Raw genomic sequence first — 14,746 nt, forward strand, 5'->3', positions numbered from 1 at the left:
GCATGCAATGGACGCGGAGCATGGCAGACAATTGATACGGAGGCCGCCCGCTCTCGCCCTTAGGGTAATAACGGGCTACCTTCTTCTCCAACTGCGTCCAGGGGATCAGCTTGTCCATCCGCTCCAGAAAGAGTTCGCGGCGGGTCTTTCGCTTCTTGTTCTGGTACTCGGCTTCTGAGAAGGTGATTTGATCCATGGCAGCACTGAATCCTATGCAGTTGACGATAGCCGTATTATCGCTGATGGCAGTGACTTTTTCAGAGCTTCCTTAGTTAACCAGTGCCTGTAAGTAACATTGGTATTAGTAAAGTTCGTCATAATATTGGCTCATTTTTTTGATACTGATGCCGCCTCTGTACAGTTTAATCTCCACAACCTGATCCCTTGATAAATTATTGTCTAACTCTCCGTTTAGAATTGCGTCTATAGCTGTACATAAAGGCAGTTAGACAAGTCAAAACCACATGTCAATCTAAGTCTTCCTTCCTATTTATTTTTTGAGCATAGCATTGTACTTTAAAATAAAACTTGCCTGAAAATTAAAAAACAACCTCACCATTTATCTTTTATTTTAATTATTTAAAATGGGGCTTAGGCAATGGAATATCGTAAAGAAATTGATGGATTGAGAGCGGTCGCTGTGCTACCTGTAATCTTTTTCCATGCTGGCTTTTCACTGTTTTCCGGCGGCTACATAGGCGTTGATGTTTTCTTTGTAATCAGCGGCTATCTGATTACATTAATATTAATAAAAGACTTAGATAATAATTGCTTCTCAATATCTAAATTTTACGAGCGAAGGGCTAGAAGAATTCTCCCAGCTCTTTTCTTTGTTATGTTATGTTGCATCCCCTTTGCCTATGCATGGATGATACCGCAACAATTCAAAGACTTTTCACAGGCATTTGTAGCCGTAAGCTTCTTTTCATCTAATATTTTGTTTTGGGCTAAAGAGGATTACTTTGCTCCTTCTGCTGAGCTAAATCCTTTATTACACACTTGGAGTTTAGCAGTTGAAGAGCAATTCTACATTTTCTTTCCCATTCTTCTCTTTGCATTATGGCGCTTTGGTAAACATCCAGTATTTTTTGTAATTTTTGGATTATCATGTATTAGTCTACTATTATCGGAATGGGGCTGGAGAAACTCGCCATCGGCTAATTTTTATTTATTACCTACTCGAGCTTGGGAGCTTGGAATTGGCGCCATGTGTGCATTTTATATGCATAAACACACAATAAAGGCGAGTCAAACATTTTCCACACTCGGTCTTGTGCTTATCTTTTATTCAGTTTTTATGTTTAATGAAGACATACCTTTTCCTTCAGCTTACACATTGGTTCCGGTTTTAGGAACAACGATGATTATATTGTTTTGTTCTACCGGTACTCTTGTTCATAAGTTTCTTTCGTTGAAATACGTTGTAGGGATTGGCTTGGTGAGCTATAGCGCTTATCTTTGGCACCAACCTTTGATGGCTTTTGCTAGGATAAAAATATATCCGCATCCTCATTGGACGACTATGCTAGCACTTTGCTTTATAGCATTATTGCTAGCTTATTTCTCCTGGCGCTATGTAGAGCGGCCATTCAGAACAAAAGATGGCTCTTGGATTAACAGCAGAGTAAAAGTATTTTCTACGGCTATTGCCGTATCCTTGGCTGTTTTTTCTTTTGGATTATATGGACATTTAAGTAATGGCATGCCCGATAGAATTCGCTTAAGTGAAGAGCAAAGCTCATATCTTTCAACAGCAACGGCGAGCCCGATGAGAAGCGTGTGCCACGCTAGCTCAGATCATATAATAGAACCCGAAGATGCTTGCCGGTATAACAATGAAAGTGCAGCCATAGCCGTTTTTGGTGACAGCCATGTGGTTGAACTTGCTTACGCTTTAGGTGAGCAGGTTAAGGGAACTGACATTGGCGTTGCGCATTTCTCGTTTAGCGGTTGTGCTGCATCGTATGGACAAGCAGACAGTTCGACTTGTTCAGAGTGGGCAAATAATACTGTCAACTATATTATAGAGAGTGATGAGTTCACTCATGTGATCGTGTCTTATCGTATGGCGTCAAAAATTTGGGGAACCCCACGGGGGGTCTATCCTAATTTACCTCGAATTAGAAGTGAGAATAAATACAAACCTATTATTGACAGCTTAAGGAGCACGCTTTTAGATATTGCAGCTAGTGGAAAACAGGTAATCTATGTCGATCAAGCACCGGAGTTACCATGGAGTATTCAAGAGCTTGTGTACTCAGACAGAATAGTAAATGGAAGTATTCACGGTCTTTCGAGAGATTGGTGGGATTCATTTAATACCTTTTTTGAAAATACATATGCTGTCCCGGAATCCATTGATCGTGTCCACGTTGACGAAATCCACTGTGACGATGAAGTTTGTTACGCAGGAAGAGAGGGCACTTCTTTTTACTTTGACGAAGACCATATGTCTGTTGAAGGGGCAAAAAGAGTAGCCGACCTTATTATAATGGAGACGGATCTCTTTGCTGGAAGATAAAAAAATGAACGGATTGGCACCTTAAGGAGTTCACTTACCTTACCCATGAAGATACTGTCGCTTTGTTCAATGTGCTGCGCATTGGCTGAGTCACCTTCACCGGTATGACCTAAACAAACCATCGCTGTGGCCATGCGTTATGCCCCCCTGTCACCCAACCATTTAGCCGATGCGATTAGGTTTGACCCACAAATAGAATAGGGGTGGACAAAAAGTGGACAGATTCAGAGTCCTGAATTCAGTGAGAATCTGTAATGGAGAGGTTTCAAATTATTCAAATAGATAGAGAACCAATAAAACAGTTCAATTAATTCAACACCTCCAAATAACTTAAAAAACTTATAACGACAGATGAAATAAAAGAAAGTAAAAACACTTTTTTCACTCGATAATTAAACCCACCCACTTTTATTTTTTTCCACTCGCCATCTAAATACCCTGCAACATGGAATCTCAATGGGTCTATAAAATCATCTTCAAAATCATTAAAATCCTCGTAAAGAGCGTCTACATCTTCATCAAACCCTTTTAAGATTTTTCCGCTTTTAACACACTCCCCTAAAATCTCCACCTCCACCACTAGGCTGATAACTTTATTCTGAACTTCAATAAAATCATTATACACTCCCACCTCCACCTTATCTTCCTCACCTCTAATTAAATAAAGATCTATTTTAGAATTTTTCTCTTGTATATCTTTAATAAAATCAATTCCAAACTTACTGTCATATACATTTATATAGTGCAGCACTTTACCATGAGAAGATTCATATCCTGAAACCTTAAAATTCATAATAGCCCTAAAAAACATCAACTCAGAAATATATTCATTTGAAATACTTCTTATTTCATCACACCATTTTGCCCTATATTTATTTAACTCATTCTCTTTGGCATTATAAGATGTTAACAAACTGACTCCCGCGGCTAGAAGTCCAACAGCGACAATACCAATATCTCTTGTTTCAAAATCCCCATCAATATTAACGAAATAAATAAATACATAATAATAAATATAGTTCAGCGATACAAACAGAACCAACTCCCATAGCCAGCTCCACTCAAGATGGTTTGAGTCCCACTTTCTAACTCTTGCTGTTATTTTTTGCATTTACTTACTCAAAATCAGTTGTTTATTCACAGCCCTTCCTCCCTGGATATTATCTATCCACACCCCGTTGGGCTAGCTGATACCCGTCCTTGTTTGCTTCAATTCGCGGCGAGCCCTCTCTATCTCGGGGCTTCTAACTAATTTGCTCACGAAGCTTGCCGGGTTAAGTCATGAAAGTGTACGCCAGTGGCTTTGATGACCGCAGTCATAGTGCGCAAGGTCGGGTTACCCTTAGGCGATAACGCACGATACAGGCTTTCTCTTGATAGCTTGGCCCGTTCAGCAACGACTGCCATTCCACCCTGGGCCTCCACCACATGTCTAAGCGCCATTAGAAAGGCCGTTTCTCCGCCTTCCTCATCCAACTCATCAAAAGCGGTGCGTAGATAATCGACAGCCATATCAAGATCTTCACGAAGCATGTTAATCACAGCATCATCATGGCTTTTCATTTCTTCACCCTCATGTTGTGAAAATGAGCTAGGTGATAGGCAGCCTGTCTCGCACAAACACACAGCAGAACAAAAATAGTAGCCTAGAAGCTACAGCACTGCAGCTAAAACTAAGCATAGCTAGTCAACGCTATAAAGTACGCACCAAAAATTGAGGTGGACAGATTCAGGAGGGGAAAACTCAAACCGCAGACACAAAAAAAGGCGCCTAAGCGCCTGATTTTAAATTTGGTGCCGGTAGCCAGACTCGAACTGGCACACCCGTAAAGGCGGCGGATTTTGAATCCGCTGCGTCTACCAATTCCGCCATACCGGCAATGGAGGCGAATTATACAGACACTATTCCTCGCGTCAATAAAAGCATGCTGTTATCAGCTAGGTCCGTAAAAATTCATGCACCGGGCGACAACCGTTTCTCAATCAGCCTTGAAAATAGGCTGGCCCCAATCGGCAGAATATCGTCACCGAGCACGAAGGCTGGGTTATGCACCGGTACATTGCCGCTGTGACCCACCCAGCAGTATGCTCCAGGTACTACCTTGAGCATATCCGCGAAATCCTCACTACCCATCAATGGCTGATTATCAGTGCTTACATTAGCCTCGCCAACGATTTCCCGGGCGGCGTCGGCGAGCAGCTCCGTCTGCATGGGGGCGTTCTCCAGCACGCTGAATACATCACGAATCTCGATATCGATATCAACTTCATAGCTTGCTGCAATGCCAGCGACCAGCGTGCGCATACGCTCACGGGTTTGCTCACGAACCCTGTCGGAAAAGGTCCTTACGGTGCCTGCAAGGGTGGCCGTCTGGGGGATAACGTTATAGGCCGAACCAGAGTGCACCTGAGTGATCGAGAGCACCACTGGATCGTGGGGATTGATATTACGGCTAACCACACTCTGAAGCGTCTGGATCAATGCTCCGCTCACTACCACAGGGTCGCGGGAATAGTGTGGCATCGCCCCATGGCTTCCTTGCCCAGTCACGGTAATATCAAAAAAGTCGGCACCCGCCATCGCAGGGCCTGCACAAAGCGCTACTTCGCCGGGGGCATGTTGAGGAGAGTTGTGAAGCCCATAGATTTCATCGCAGGGAAAACGCTCAAAAAGCCCTTCCGCTATCATTCGGCGAGCGCCCCCCAGCCCCTCTTCCGCTGGCTGAAAAATCAGCACGACGGTGCCAGCGAAGTTGCGAGTTTCGGCAAGATAGCGGGCGGTGCCCAGTAGCATGGTGGTATGCCCGTCGTGGCCACAGCCGTGGAAGCGCCCCGCATTCACGGAGCTGTATGGCAACCCGCTCTCTTCTTCCATGGGTAATGCATCCATATCGGCGCGTAGCCCGATCCACTTACCCTGGCCAAGACGTCCATGAATTAAGCCAACCACCCCGGTGGTGGCGATCCCGGTGTGAATTTCATCAACACCATACTGCTTGAGCAGTTGAGCAACGATGGAGGAAGTCCGTTGCTCTTCAAATCCAATTTCGGGGTGCGCGTGCAGATCATGGCGGATAGCGCGTAGATCATCGCCGTACTCTTCTATGCGAGCAATCGTAGTCATCTTGTTCTCCATGTGGGATGACGAATCATCAGTATCAGTGCGCCTCAACCTGGCTGACCCGAGGTTTAATCGGTGCACCGGCGGTGAAGTCCCATCCACGCCCCGGTGCGGCTTCCATCAGTTGCCGCGTGTACTCAGCCTGGGGTTGGCCAAGCACCTGTGCTGCGGGACCATATTCGATCAGTCGCCCACGCTGCATCACCAGCACGTCGTCGCAAATCTGCGCGGCGACGCGCAAATCGTGGGTAATAAACAGCACAGCAATACCCAGCCGAAGCTGGATTTCATTGAGCAGCGTGAGCACTTGAGCCTGCACCGAAACATCAAGGGCCGAGACCGCCTCGTCGGCCACGATGACCTCCGGCTCCATGGCCAATGCGCGCGCGATGGCGATACGTTGGCGCTGACCACCCGAAAACTGGTGGGGATAGCGATCAATGGCATCAATCGGCAGGCCTACCAGTTCGAGCAGTTCATGCCCGCGAGCCAGGGCCTCGCGGCGTGGCATGCCGTAGTTGGTCAGCCCTTCGATCAGGCTCTGCCCCACCGTCATACGCGGGTTAAGCGAGCGATTGGGATCCTGAAAGATCATTTGAATGCGTTTGCGGTGAGGCTTGAGCATCGATTTGGGCAGTTCGGTGATCTGCTTACCGCTGACCCGAATATTGCCGCCAGTGGGAGTGATCAGGCGCATGACGCAGCGCGCCAGCGTCGACTTTCCAGACCCCGATTCCCCGACGATACCTAACGTTCGCCCGCGCTTGAGCACAAAGCTGACATCATCCACAGCGCGGGTCGGCACGACGGGCTTACGCAGCCAGCGCACCACGCCCTGGCTAGTATTGAATACTTTCTCAAGCGACTGCACTTCCAGCACCGTTTTATTGCTTGTGGCCTCCCGTGGCACACGTGGTACAAGACTGGGCACTGCGGCCAGCAGGCGCTGGGTGTAAGCCTCTTGGGGGTTACCAAGCACCTGGCGAACAGGGCCGCTTTCAACCAACTGGCCGCGATGCATTACGCATACCCGGTCAGCGATATCCACCACCACCCCCATGTCGTGGGTGATAAACAGCACGGCGGTACCATGCTCGCGCTGGAGTTCCTTGATCAACGCCAGAATCTGATGCTGGGTCGTCACATCCAAGGCGGTGGTAGGCTCGTCGGCAATCAGCAACTGAGGTTTAAGCAGCAGTGCCATGGCGATCATGATGCGCTGGCGCTGGCCGCCCGAGAGCTGGTGAGGGTAGCTTGTATAGATACGTTCAACGTCAGGAAGGTGGACCTGTTCAAACACTTCGAGCACTCGGGCACGGCGCTGCTGGGCTGTTTGTGAGGTGTGCTGGCACAGCACTTCGTCAAGCTGGCGGCCTACGCTTAACACCGGGTTAAGCGCGGTCATCGGCTCCTGAAAAATCATCGCCATATGCCGCCCTCGCAGGGCTCGTAATTGTGCCGGTGTGGCGGCGAGTACATTTTCCCCGGCAAGCCGGATCTGCCCACTGCGGGCGACCAGTGCTCCAGGGGGCAGCAGTCCCATTGTAGCAAGCGAGGTGACCGATTTACCCGAACCGCTCTCCCCCACCAGGCACAGCGTCTCGCCAGCGCCAATGGTGAATGAGATAGCGTCCAGAATACGCGTAGGCTTGCGCCCAGCGGTCTCGACGACCAGATTTTCAACCTCAAGTATCGGGGTGTCGGCCATCATGACATCCTCCGTTTCATCTTCGGATCGAGTGCATCGCGGGCGCTATCGCCGAGCAGGTTAATCGACAGAATGCAGGCCGATAGCAGCAGCCCGGCCCAGAAGATAAGCGAAGGTTTAAGCTGAAAGTAGACTCGTCCTTCAGACATGATATTGCCCCATGAAGGTGTCTCAGTGCCGATCCCCGCGCCAAGAAAAGAGAGAATGGCTTCGGTGAGAATGGCGGAGGCACAGATATAGGTGCCCTGCACGATTAGCGGGGCCAGCGTGCTCGGCATCAAATGACGCCACAGCAGCTTCGGTGTGGAGGTTCCCATCAGTATCGCGGCCTCCACGAACGACTCTTCGCGAGTAGCCAGTACCCGCGAACGCACCAGCCGCACCACTTGGGGGATCTCGGGAACCATAATCGCGATCATCACCGTCCATAGTGAGGCGCTGGTAAGTGAGACAATGGCAATCGCCAGCAGAATGCCAGGGATTGCCATCAACCCATCCATAATGCGCATCAATATCGCGTCAATGGTTCGGAAGTAACCCGCCAACAACCCTAGTGGTAGGCCTATCGCGATACTGGTTACGGCCACCCCAAGCCCCACAGTCAGCGACACGCGGGCGCCATAGACAATCCGTGAGTAGAGATCACGACCATAAGGGTCGGTGCCGAGCCAGTACTCACTCCCCATGGGTTTCAGGCGGTTAGCGGGAGACAGCGTCAGTGGGTCATGATTCGCAAGCCAAGGCGCAAACAGGGCGACAGCGACGATCAAGATCAGCACAAGGCCAGCGGCCAGGGTAACTCCCTGCGGGCGAGTCTGGCTTAGCCGCGACAGTAGGCGGCTAACGCTGCGCCCTTCGGGGGCGACGGTAAAGTGGGAGTGCGAGGCATGCATCAGTAGCGAATCCTCGGGTCGGTGATCGCGTAGGAGAAATCGATCAGTAGATTGATAATCACGTAGAGCCCGGCAGTGAGTAGAATCAACGCCTGGATCACCGGGTAGTCGCGAGCCAGTACAGCGTCCACTATCAGCCGCCCCAGGCCGGGAATATTGAATACACTCTCGGTGACCACGACCCCAGAAATCATGAGTGCAAAGCCGGTACCGATCACGGTCAGGATCGGTACCGCCGCATTACGCAGGGCATGGCGGAAGAGCACCGCACGCTCGGCAAGTCCTTTGGCGCGGGCGGTGCGGATATAATCCTCGTCAAGGACTTCAAGCATACTGGCGCGGGTCATACGCGTGATGAGCGCGATATAGATCGAAGAGAGCGTCAGCGCTGGCAGCACGATGCGACTGGCAAAAGGGGCAATTCCCTCGCTAAGACTTCGAAAGCCCTGCACCGGCAGCCAGCCCAGTTCAAGGGCAAACAGCTGAATCAATAAATACCCAATCACGAATACCGGCACCGAAAAACCTACTACCGAGGCCGACATCACCAGGTTGTCGAGAAAGCGCCCATGGCGCCAGGCGGCGATGACCCCTAGCGGAACAGAGATAACCACGGTAAACAGTATCGCCACCACCGCCAAACTGACGGTCGGTTCTAGGCGCTGCCCGATCATCGTCAGTACTGGGGTCTGGGAAATCAGCGATGTCCCGAAATTGCCGCTTACCAGCTCTCCAAGCCAAACAAAGAACTGGATATGCAGCGGCTGGTCGAGCCCTAATGCCGTTCGAATATTGGCGAGTTGAGCGGGGCTCGCCATGTCCCCAGCAATAATTGCCGCCGGATCGCCTGGCGAGAGGCGCAGCAATAGGAAGACAAACAGCGCCACCACCAGCATAACGGGGATCGAAGCTAAAATACGGCGAATGAAGTAAGCGAACATGCGACACCTGCTATGTGTTGTGGATAGGCATGGTCGAATAATAAGGTCAGTGCGCAGGCTCACTCGCGAACGTAGTGTCCCTCACGCACTGGCAAAGCCTTATTCGCTCTTAGTCATATTCCAGAACACTGGCACAGGCCCTTTGAGCACACCGCCGAGCTGGTTGGACCAGGAGGAGACCGAGCGATAGTCGCCTAGCGGCACATAGATAACTTGCTCAAGCGCATGGACTTGGATCGCTTCTGCGATGCGCTCTCGCTCTTCGTCACTCTCAGCCATGGCGAAATCCAGGCGCATGGCTTCCAGCTCTTCATCCTTGGGCCAGCCGAAGAAACTACCCTCTCGCCCTTGGGCGTTGAGCATCGGGTTGACGATAGGATTCCAGACTTCAGGAATAATCCAGTTGGTAAAGAACATGTTCCAGCCTCCATCCGCCGGATCATTCTGACTGGCACGCCGCGTTACCAGGGTCTGCCAGTCCATCGGCTGCATCTCAACATTGAAACCGGCCTGGCGCAGCGCTTGCGCAGCTACCACCGGCTGGGGAGAGACAGTTGCGACATCAGTGGGCTGCAGGATAACCACTGGGGTGTCGTCATACCCCGCCTCTTCCAGTAGCTCACGAGCTCGGTCAAGGTCGCCGGTAGCCATCCATGTATCGGTGCCAGCATCGCTGCCTAATGGCGTTGTGCAACCGAAGAAAGAGCCGCACGTTTCATAGTAGTCAGCGTTGCCAATCAGGGCAGCAAGCACATCCTCTTGATTCATCGCCAGCATCGCCGCTTGGCGAATACGCACATCATCAAACGGAGGGTAGAGGAAATTCATCCGCCCCATGGTTTGGCTGCCCATCACGCTAAGTGTTTCAAGGGTCAGGTCGTCATTGGTTTCAAGCAGCGGCGCCAAATCAAGCGGCACATTCTCTATAAAATCAATATCGCCACTGCCTAGTGCGTTAATAGCGGTTTGCTGATCCGGCATGGTGATCCACTCAACACGATCAACATTGACCACCTTGCCACCCGCGGTCCAACTTGGCGGCTCATCACGAGGCACATACTCCTCAAACTTGGCATACACCACCCGATTACCCGGCTGAAATTCGTCGACGACAAACCGGAACGGCCCCGAACCAATCTGCTCTGGAATAGCCTCTTCGGGGCTCGTATTGGCTAGCCTCTCGGGCATCATAAAGGCGGGTACAGAAGAGGGTTTGGCAAGCAGCTCGAGAACGTAGCTGAACGGCGAAGATAAGGTCAGGGTAATGGTGTGTTCGTCGCTGGCTTCTAGCGATTCGACATGATTCATCAACATCAAGCCACCGGAATCGCGCTTTGCCCAACGCTCAAGCGAAGCCACACAATCGGCAGCGGTGACCGCCTCGCCATCGTGCCAAGTGAGCCCGTCGCGCAGCGTGAAGGTGTACACCATGCCATCGTCGGATATTTCCCAATCGGCCATCTGCGGCTGCGGCTGAAACTCTTCATCCATGCCGAGCAGGGTATCGAAAACCATATAGCCGTGATTACGGGTGATATGCGCCGTGGTGAGGATTGGATCAATGATCCGTACCCCCGAGTGCATCACCGCGTTGACGGTTTGCGCCTGACTCTCGGCAGCCAATGACATGGCACCAAGGCCAAGCAGCGCTGCACTTAGCAGGGTTCGAACCATGCCAGGAGACGATTTAATCACTACTGTAGATTGCATCGCGATACCTCTTTTTTTCTTGGTGGTGGAACTACTCAGAGTGGCTAATCACATCAGACTAGGAAGCCTCCGCTGGAGGGACAAAAGGCTCCCCCATGGGGCGAGTGCGGATACCCGGTGCCAGGCATTGCCAAGGCAACTCACCGGGGTCAGCCGCCATTGGGCCGGGCGATTTGGCGATCAAAATAGCCGCGGCGATGGGCTGAAAATCGGCGCGGAAATGCACCGAGCTTTTGAGCACTAAAATCTTCTTCATCTCAGGTTCAATACCCACCATGCGCAGCAGGTTGCGATCTAGTAGTTGGCTCTTACGACTGGTCACTAAGATCGCCACGCCGCCTACTCTTAACTGCGCACTGGGGCCAAGATCGACCTGATTGCCGTGCATCATTGGGCCGTCGAAACGACAGCGGCCATCGCTCAGGCGCACCACCTCGAACTCGGCTTCCAGTGGTGCATCGCCAACACTTGGCTCACCGCCCAGCGCCAGGAAAATGCGCGCGCTCTCACCCGCGGCATGTGCTTTGGCAGCCGCCTCAGGGTCACAAATCAACCCTAAGGCGGCGTCTTGGGCATCCGCTTCCACCAGCGCACGCAACATACCGGTAGTGGTTGCATCGCCCCCAGCACCCGGGTTGTCCTGGGTATCAGCAATAACCACTGGTCGGCTTTCACCATTAGCAAGCCGCATCGCTTCAGCAATGGCCTCTTTAGGCGTCAGGAAAGGGACTTTCCAGCGCGCCTCAAGAGTGACGATTTCGTCAGCAAGCCGCGCCACTTCAGCCTCTAGTCGCTCACGGCCGGGTCCATACCCCCAAACGACTGGGCCGCATTCAGCAAAGTCCGCTGCGGGAAAGCCAGCAGCGAATGAACACACGCCGTTACTGCGCTGGTCATGTTCGCTAAGCCCGTGATAGACACTCTGGGCAGGTTCAAGAAAGGTACTGCCAGCGGAGATAGGAATAAGGAAAGGAATGCGCCGCGATGCGAGGTGCAATGTCTCGCCATCGAAGATACGTTTGAGCAGCGCCATGGTGCGGGCGCCCGTTTCAGCCATATCCACATGTGGATAAGTGCGGAAGGCCACTAGGCCCGTCGCGGCTTCAAGCATGCGCTGGGTAACATTGGCGTGGAGGTCAAGACTAGCCACTATCGGTAGTTCGCTGCCCACGATCTCACGCAGTCTAGCCAACAGTTCACCCTCGCCATCAGCAAGATGTTCGCAAACCATTGCGCCGTGTAGGTCGAGATAAATAGCGTCAAAAGCTCTAGACGAGGCAGCGGCAGTTATTTCACCGGCAATGCGTTCAAAAGCGTCTTTAGTGACGTGCGCTGAAGGGCTTGTAGCAGCCCATACGATCGGCAAAAGGTGATACCCATCCGTCTTAGCCGCCGTGATAAACCCACCAATGGGTATGTTTACTTCTTCGAGTTCAAGTAAAGCTTCACCTCGACATAACGCGGGAAAACCACCTCCTTGAACAAAACTCGCGTAGGTGGCTTTGGTAGGTGCGAACGTATTAGTTTCATGCTGAAATCCAGCGATCAGAATGTTCATCCCTTCTCCTAGACTTAAGTATATGACGCAGTGCAGCAGCATCATGTTTTTCACTCTAGGCGTGGCATAGACAGACAAGCAATGACCGATGCATGATGAAACTGTTGCCCTTTGAGCAACGCTGCTTCCCAACCACCGGTATCTGGCATGTCATCTCACGCACCGCTGAATAATGAAGGGTTTAATTCGCGTCGAATGCGCTACGCCTTTGAGGCGATGACGCAAGGTTCTATCCGTCGCGCGGCGGACAAACTGGATATCGAAGCCTCCGTTATTAGCCGTCAAATCGCACGCCTGGAAGCGGAACTGGGGGTAAGGCTGTTGGAGCGGCATGGGCGAGGTGTACGCGCCACCGAAGCGGGGGAGTTACTGCTTGATTTTCATCGAGAGCGCCAAGCCGCTGAATCTGCACTGCTAAGTGATTTTTCCGAGCTCGACAACCTCAGCCGAGGATCGCTTCGCTTAGCGATTAGCGAAGGCTACAGCGCCACGCTTATGAGCGAAGTGATCAATAATTTTTCCCAGCAACACCCGAAACTGCATTTTGAAGTGACCCACGCGAGCGTAAATCAGGTAGTCACGCGGGTTATGGAAGGTGATGCACATATAGGGCTGGCCTACTCTCCACGCCTTTTACCTGGTGTTCAATCGATCGCCTCAGCGCGTCAACCGGTATGTGCGGTTATGCATCCTGACCACCCCTTAAATAAGCGATCCTTGCCACTCTCACTGGACGACGTTCTCCAATATCCTCTGGGGTTAATATCCAAGGGATATGGTCTGCGTCAGTTAGTCGACACCGTGGAAATAATCGATAAACGCCACTTTACACCTAGCCTAGTCAGCAACTCGCTAGCAACCCTTAAACAGTACGTAAGCGCTGGGCACGCAGTGACGTTTATGCCAGCGGTGGCGCTCAAACATGAACTTGCACGAAGCCAGCTTGTAGCGCTACCCATCGCCCATCAGGTGTTTATCGAGGCCGAATCACACCTCATCGTGCGGCAGCATCGACCCCTATCGCTCGCAGCCTCTCGATTAATCAACGAAATCTGTCGAATTTACCCCTTTTCCACCACCTCGATATAAACCTCTGAGTGATACGCCTGACTTCAAACAAGTAGTCGAGTATCCTGTATGGACTTTTTCTCCGGGTATGACGCTCGGCTCTCTTCACTCTCCTAGCGAAACGTTTCCATCTCCATGCAACGCTCCGATTTTCATTACGAACTACCCGACGAATTAATTGCTCGCTACCCTTCTGAACAGCGTAGCGACTGCCGTTTGCTGTGCGTGGATGGCCAGAGCGGCGCGCTGGAACACCGCCGCTTTCCCGATTTGCTTGAGCTTCTGGAGCCCGGCGACCTGTTGGTGTTTAACGACACCCGGGTGATTCCGGCGCGCCTGCACGGCCATAAGGCCAGCGGCGGCAAAGTGGAGATGTTACTGGAGCGCCCGCTGGATGCTCACCGTGGCTTGGCGCATATTCGTTCGAGTAAGTCGCCGAAGCCCGGCACCGAGCTGATTTTCGAGGGCGATATTCACGCCATCGTAGAAGGCCGCCGTGATGCCCTGTTCGAGCTGCGCTTTTTAGGCGATACGCCGATGATCGCGCTGCTTGAAAAGCACGGCCATATGCCACTGCCACCGTATATTACCCGCGAAGACGAACTCAGCGACCGTGAGCGTTACCAAACCGTCTATGCCCGGTGTGATGGTGCAGTAGCGGCGCCGACCGCCGGGCTGCATTTTGATCAGCCACTGCTGGACGCCCTTGCCGATAAAGGCATTAACCGTGCCTTTGTGACGCTGCATGTGGGCGCGGGCACTTTTCAGCCGGTGCGCGTCGACAACATCCTTGAACACCATATGCACAGCGAATGGATTGAGGTCACGGAAGCTACCTGCCAGCAAGTGCGCGAGACCCTGGCAGCAGGCAAGCGGGTGGTGGCAGTGGGCACCACCAGCGTGCGCTGCCTGGAAAGCGCCTGCATGAAAAGTAGCGACGGGCAGATCGCGCCTTTTAGTGGCGATACCGATATTTTTATCTACCCCGGTTACCAGTGGCGCTGCGTGGATGCTTTAATTACCAATTTCCACCTACCGGAATCGACGCTGCTAATGCTGGTGTCCTCCTTTGTGGGCTATGACACCATCATGCACGCCTATCAACGGGCAGTGGCCGAGCGCTATGCGTTTTTTAGCTATGGCGACGCCATGCTGTTGACCCGCTAGGTATTGCTGCTGATTGTTGACCCGCTTGCCCTGCACCCGTCGCGCCAAACGAACGAGAT

11 protein-coding genes, 1 tRNA gene and 1 pseudogene are annotated in these 14,746 nt (G+C 51.8%); 3 read left to right on the forward strand and 10 right to left on the reverse strand.

The genetic code is table 11. The features are described 5' to 3' along the window. A pseudogene (locus tag K7H09_RS05845) lies at positions 1-196 on the reverse strand (IS5/IS1182 family transposase); the annotation flags it as partial. A 402-nt stretch (positions 197-598) separates the two neighbouring features. On the opposite strand from K7H09_RS05845, the gene K7H09_RS05850 reads away from it, so the two are divergent. Then, on the forward strand, positions 599-2,521 hold the full coding sequence (locus K7H09_RS05850; RefSeq protein WP_230804091.1) for an acyltransferase family protein: 1,923 nt from the start codon (positions 599-601) through the stop codon (positions 2,519-2,521). A 307-nt stretch (positions 2,522-2,828) separates the two neighbouring features. Here K7H09_RS05850 and K7H09_RS05855 read toward each other — a convergent pair whose 3' ends face one another. From K7H09_RS05855 to K7H09_RS05895, 9 genes are all read right to left on the reverse strand, one after another. Further along, positions 2,829-3,632: a hypothetical protein gene (locus K7H09_RS05855; RefSeq protein ID WP_230804092.1), complete on the reverse strand. Its 804-nt coding sequence runs from the start codon at positions 3,630-3,632 to the stop codon at positions 2,829-2,831. Positions 3,633-3,778: 146 nt separating this feature from the next. After that, positions 3,779-4,084 carry an addiction module antidote protein gene (locus K7H09_RS05860; protein WP_230804094.1) on the reverse strand — a complete coding sequence of 102 codons (306 nt, stop codon included), beginning with the start codon at positions 4,082-4,084 and terminating at the stop codon, positions 3,779-3,781. A 229-nt stretch (positions 4,085-4,313) separates the two neighbouring features. Continuing rightward, a tRNA-Leu gene (locus tag K7H09_RS05865) sits at positions 4,314-4,400 on the reverse strand. A gap of 75 nt (positions 4,401-4,475) precedes the next feature. Beyond that, positions 4,476-5,645 (reverse strand): M20 aminoacylase family protein, encoded by a 1,170-nt coding sequence (locus tag K7H09_RS05870; RefSeq protein WP_230804096.1) that lies wholly within the window; start codon positions 5,643-5,645, stop codon positions 4,476-4,478. Between the two features lie 34 nt (positions 5,646-5,679). Further along, the gene (locus tag K7H09_RS05875; protein WP_230804098.1) at positions 5,680-7,353 is read right to left on the reverse strand and encodes an ABC transporter ATP-binding protein; all 1,674 of its coding nucleotides are present in this window, start codon (positions 7,351-7,353) and stop codon (positions 5,680-5,682) included. Then, entirely contained in the window at positions 7,350-8,243 is an 894-nt protein-coding gene (locus tag K7H09_RS05880; protein ID WP_230804100.1) for an ABC transporter permease, read from the reverse strand. The genes K7H09_RS05875 and K7H09_RS05880 overlap by 4 nt, the downstream gene beginning before the upstream one ends. Next, positions 8,243-9,184, reverse strand: coding sequence for an ABC transporter permease (locus tag K7H09_RS05885; RefSeq protein ID WP_230804101.1), 942 nt, complete (start codon positions 9,182-9,184; stop codon positions 8,243-8,245). The genes K7H09_RS05880 and K7H09_RS05885 overlap by 1 nt, the downstream gene beginning before the upstream one ends. Positions 9,185-9,283: 99 nt before the next feature. Beyond that, positions 9,284-10,894, reverse strand: coding sequence for an ABC transporter substrate-binding protein (locus tag K7H09_RS05890; protein WP_201304173.1), 1,611 nt, complete (start codon positions 10,892-10,894; stop codon positions 9,284-9,286). 58 nt (positions 10,895-10,952) lie between these two features. Beyond that, on the reverse strand, positions 10,953-12,452 hold the full coding sequence (locus K7H09_RS05895) for a M81 family metallopeptidase (RefSeq protein ID WP_159176045.1): 1,500 nt from the start codon (positions 12,450-12,452) through the stop codon (positions 10,953-10,955). Positions 12,453-12,599: 147 nt separating this feature from the next. Here K7H09_RS05895 and K7H09_RS05900 point away from each other — a divergent pair, with 147 nt between their 5' ends. Further along, a complete protein-coding gene (locus tag K7H09_RS05900) occupies positions 12,600-13,541 on the forward strand; it encodes a LysR family transcriptional regulator (protein ID WP_230804103.1) in 942 nt (313 codons plus the stop codon). A 114-nt stretch (positions 13,542-13,655) separates the two neighbouring features. Next, a complete protein-coding gene (gene queA, locus K7H09_RS05905) occupies positions 13,656-14,687 on the forward strand; it encodes a tRNA preQ1(34) S-adenosylmethionine ribosyltransferase-isomerase QueA (RefSeq protein WP_230804105.1) in 1,032 nt (343 codons plus the stop codon). Positions 14,688-14,746 lie beyond the last annotated feature (59 nt).

The organism is Halomonas sp. IOP_14 (assembly GCF_021021315.1).
Taxonomy (GTDB): Bacteria; Pseudomonadota; Gammaproteobacteria; order Pseudomonadales; family Halomonadaceae; genus Vreelandella; species Vreelandella titanicae.

Bases quoted from the DNA above. Each gene is read 5' to 3' on its own strand.
- K7H09_RS05895 (WP_159176045.1), bottom strand. From the start codon at position 12,452: ATGAACATTCTGATCGCTGGATTTCAGCATGAAACTAATACGTTCGCA.
- K7H09_RS05860 (WP_230804094.1), bottom strand. From the start codon at position 4,084: ATGAAAAGCCATGATGATGCTGTGATTAACATGCTTCGTGAAGATCTT.
- queA (WP_230804105.1), top strand. From the start codon at position 13,656: ATGCAACGCTCCGATTTTCATTACGAACTACCCGACGAATTAATTGCT.
- K7H09_RS05870 (WP_230804096.1), bottom strand. From the start codon at position 5,645: ATGACTACGATTGCTCGCATAGAAGAGTACGGCGATGATCTACGCGCT.
- K7H09_RS05850 (WP_230804091.1), top strand. From the start codon at position 599: ATGGAATATCGTAAAGAAATTGATGGATTGAGAGCGGTCGCTGTGCTA.
- K7H09_RS05890 (WP_201304173.1), bottom strand. From the start codon at position 10,894: ATGCAATCTACAGTAGTGATTAAATCGTCTCCTGGCATGGTTCGAACC.
- K7H09_RS05900 (WP_230804103.1), top strand. From the start codon at position 12,600: ATGTCATCTCACGCACCGCTGAATAATGAAGGGTTTAATTCGCGTCGA.
- K7H09_RS05875 (WP_230804098.1), bottom strand. From the start codon at position 7,353: ATGATGGCCGACACCCCGATACTTGAGGTTGAAAATCTGGTCGTCGAG.
- K7H09_RS05885 (WP_230804101.1), bottom strand. From the start codon at position 9,184: ATGTTCGCTTACTTCATTCGCCGTATTTTAGCTTCGATCCCCGTTATG.
- K7H09_RS05880 (WP_230804100.1), bottom strand. From the start codon at position 8,243: ATGCATGCCTCGCACTCCCACTTTACCGTCGCCCCCGAAGGGCGCAGC.
- K7H09_RS05855 (WP_230804092.1), bottom strand. From the start codon at position 3,632: ATGCAAAAAATAACAGCAAGAGTTAGAAAGTGGGACTCAAACCATCTT.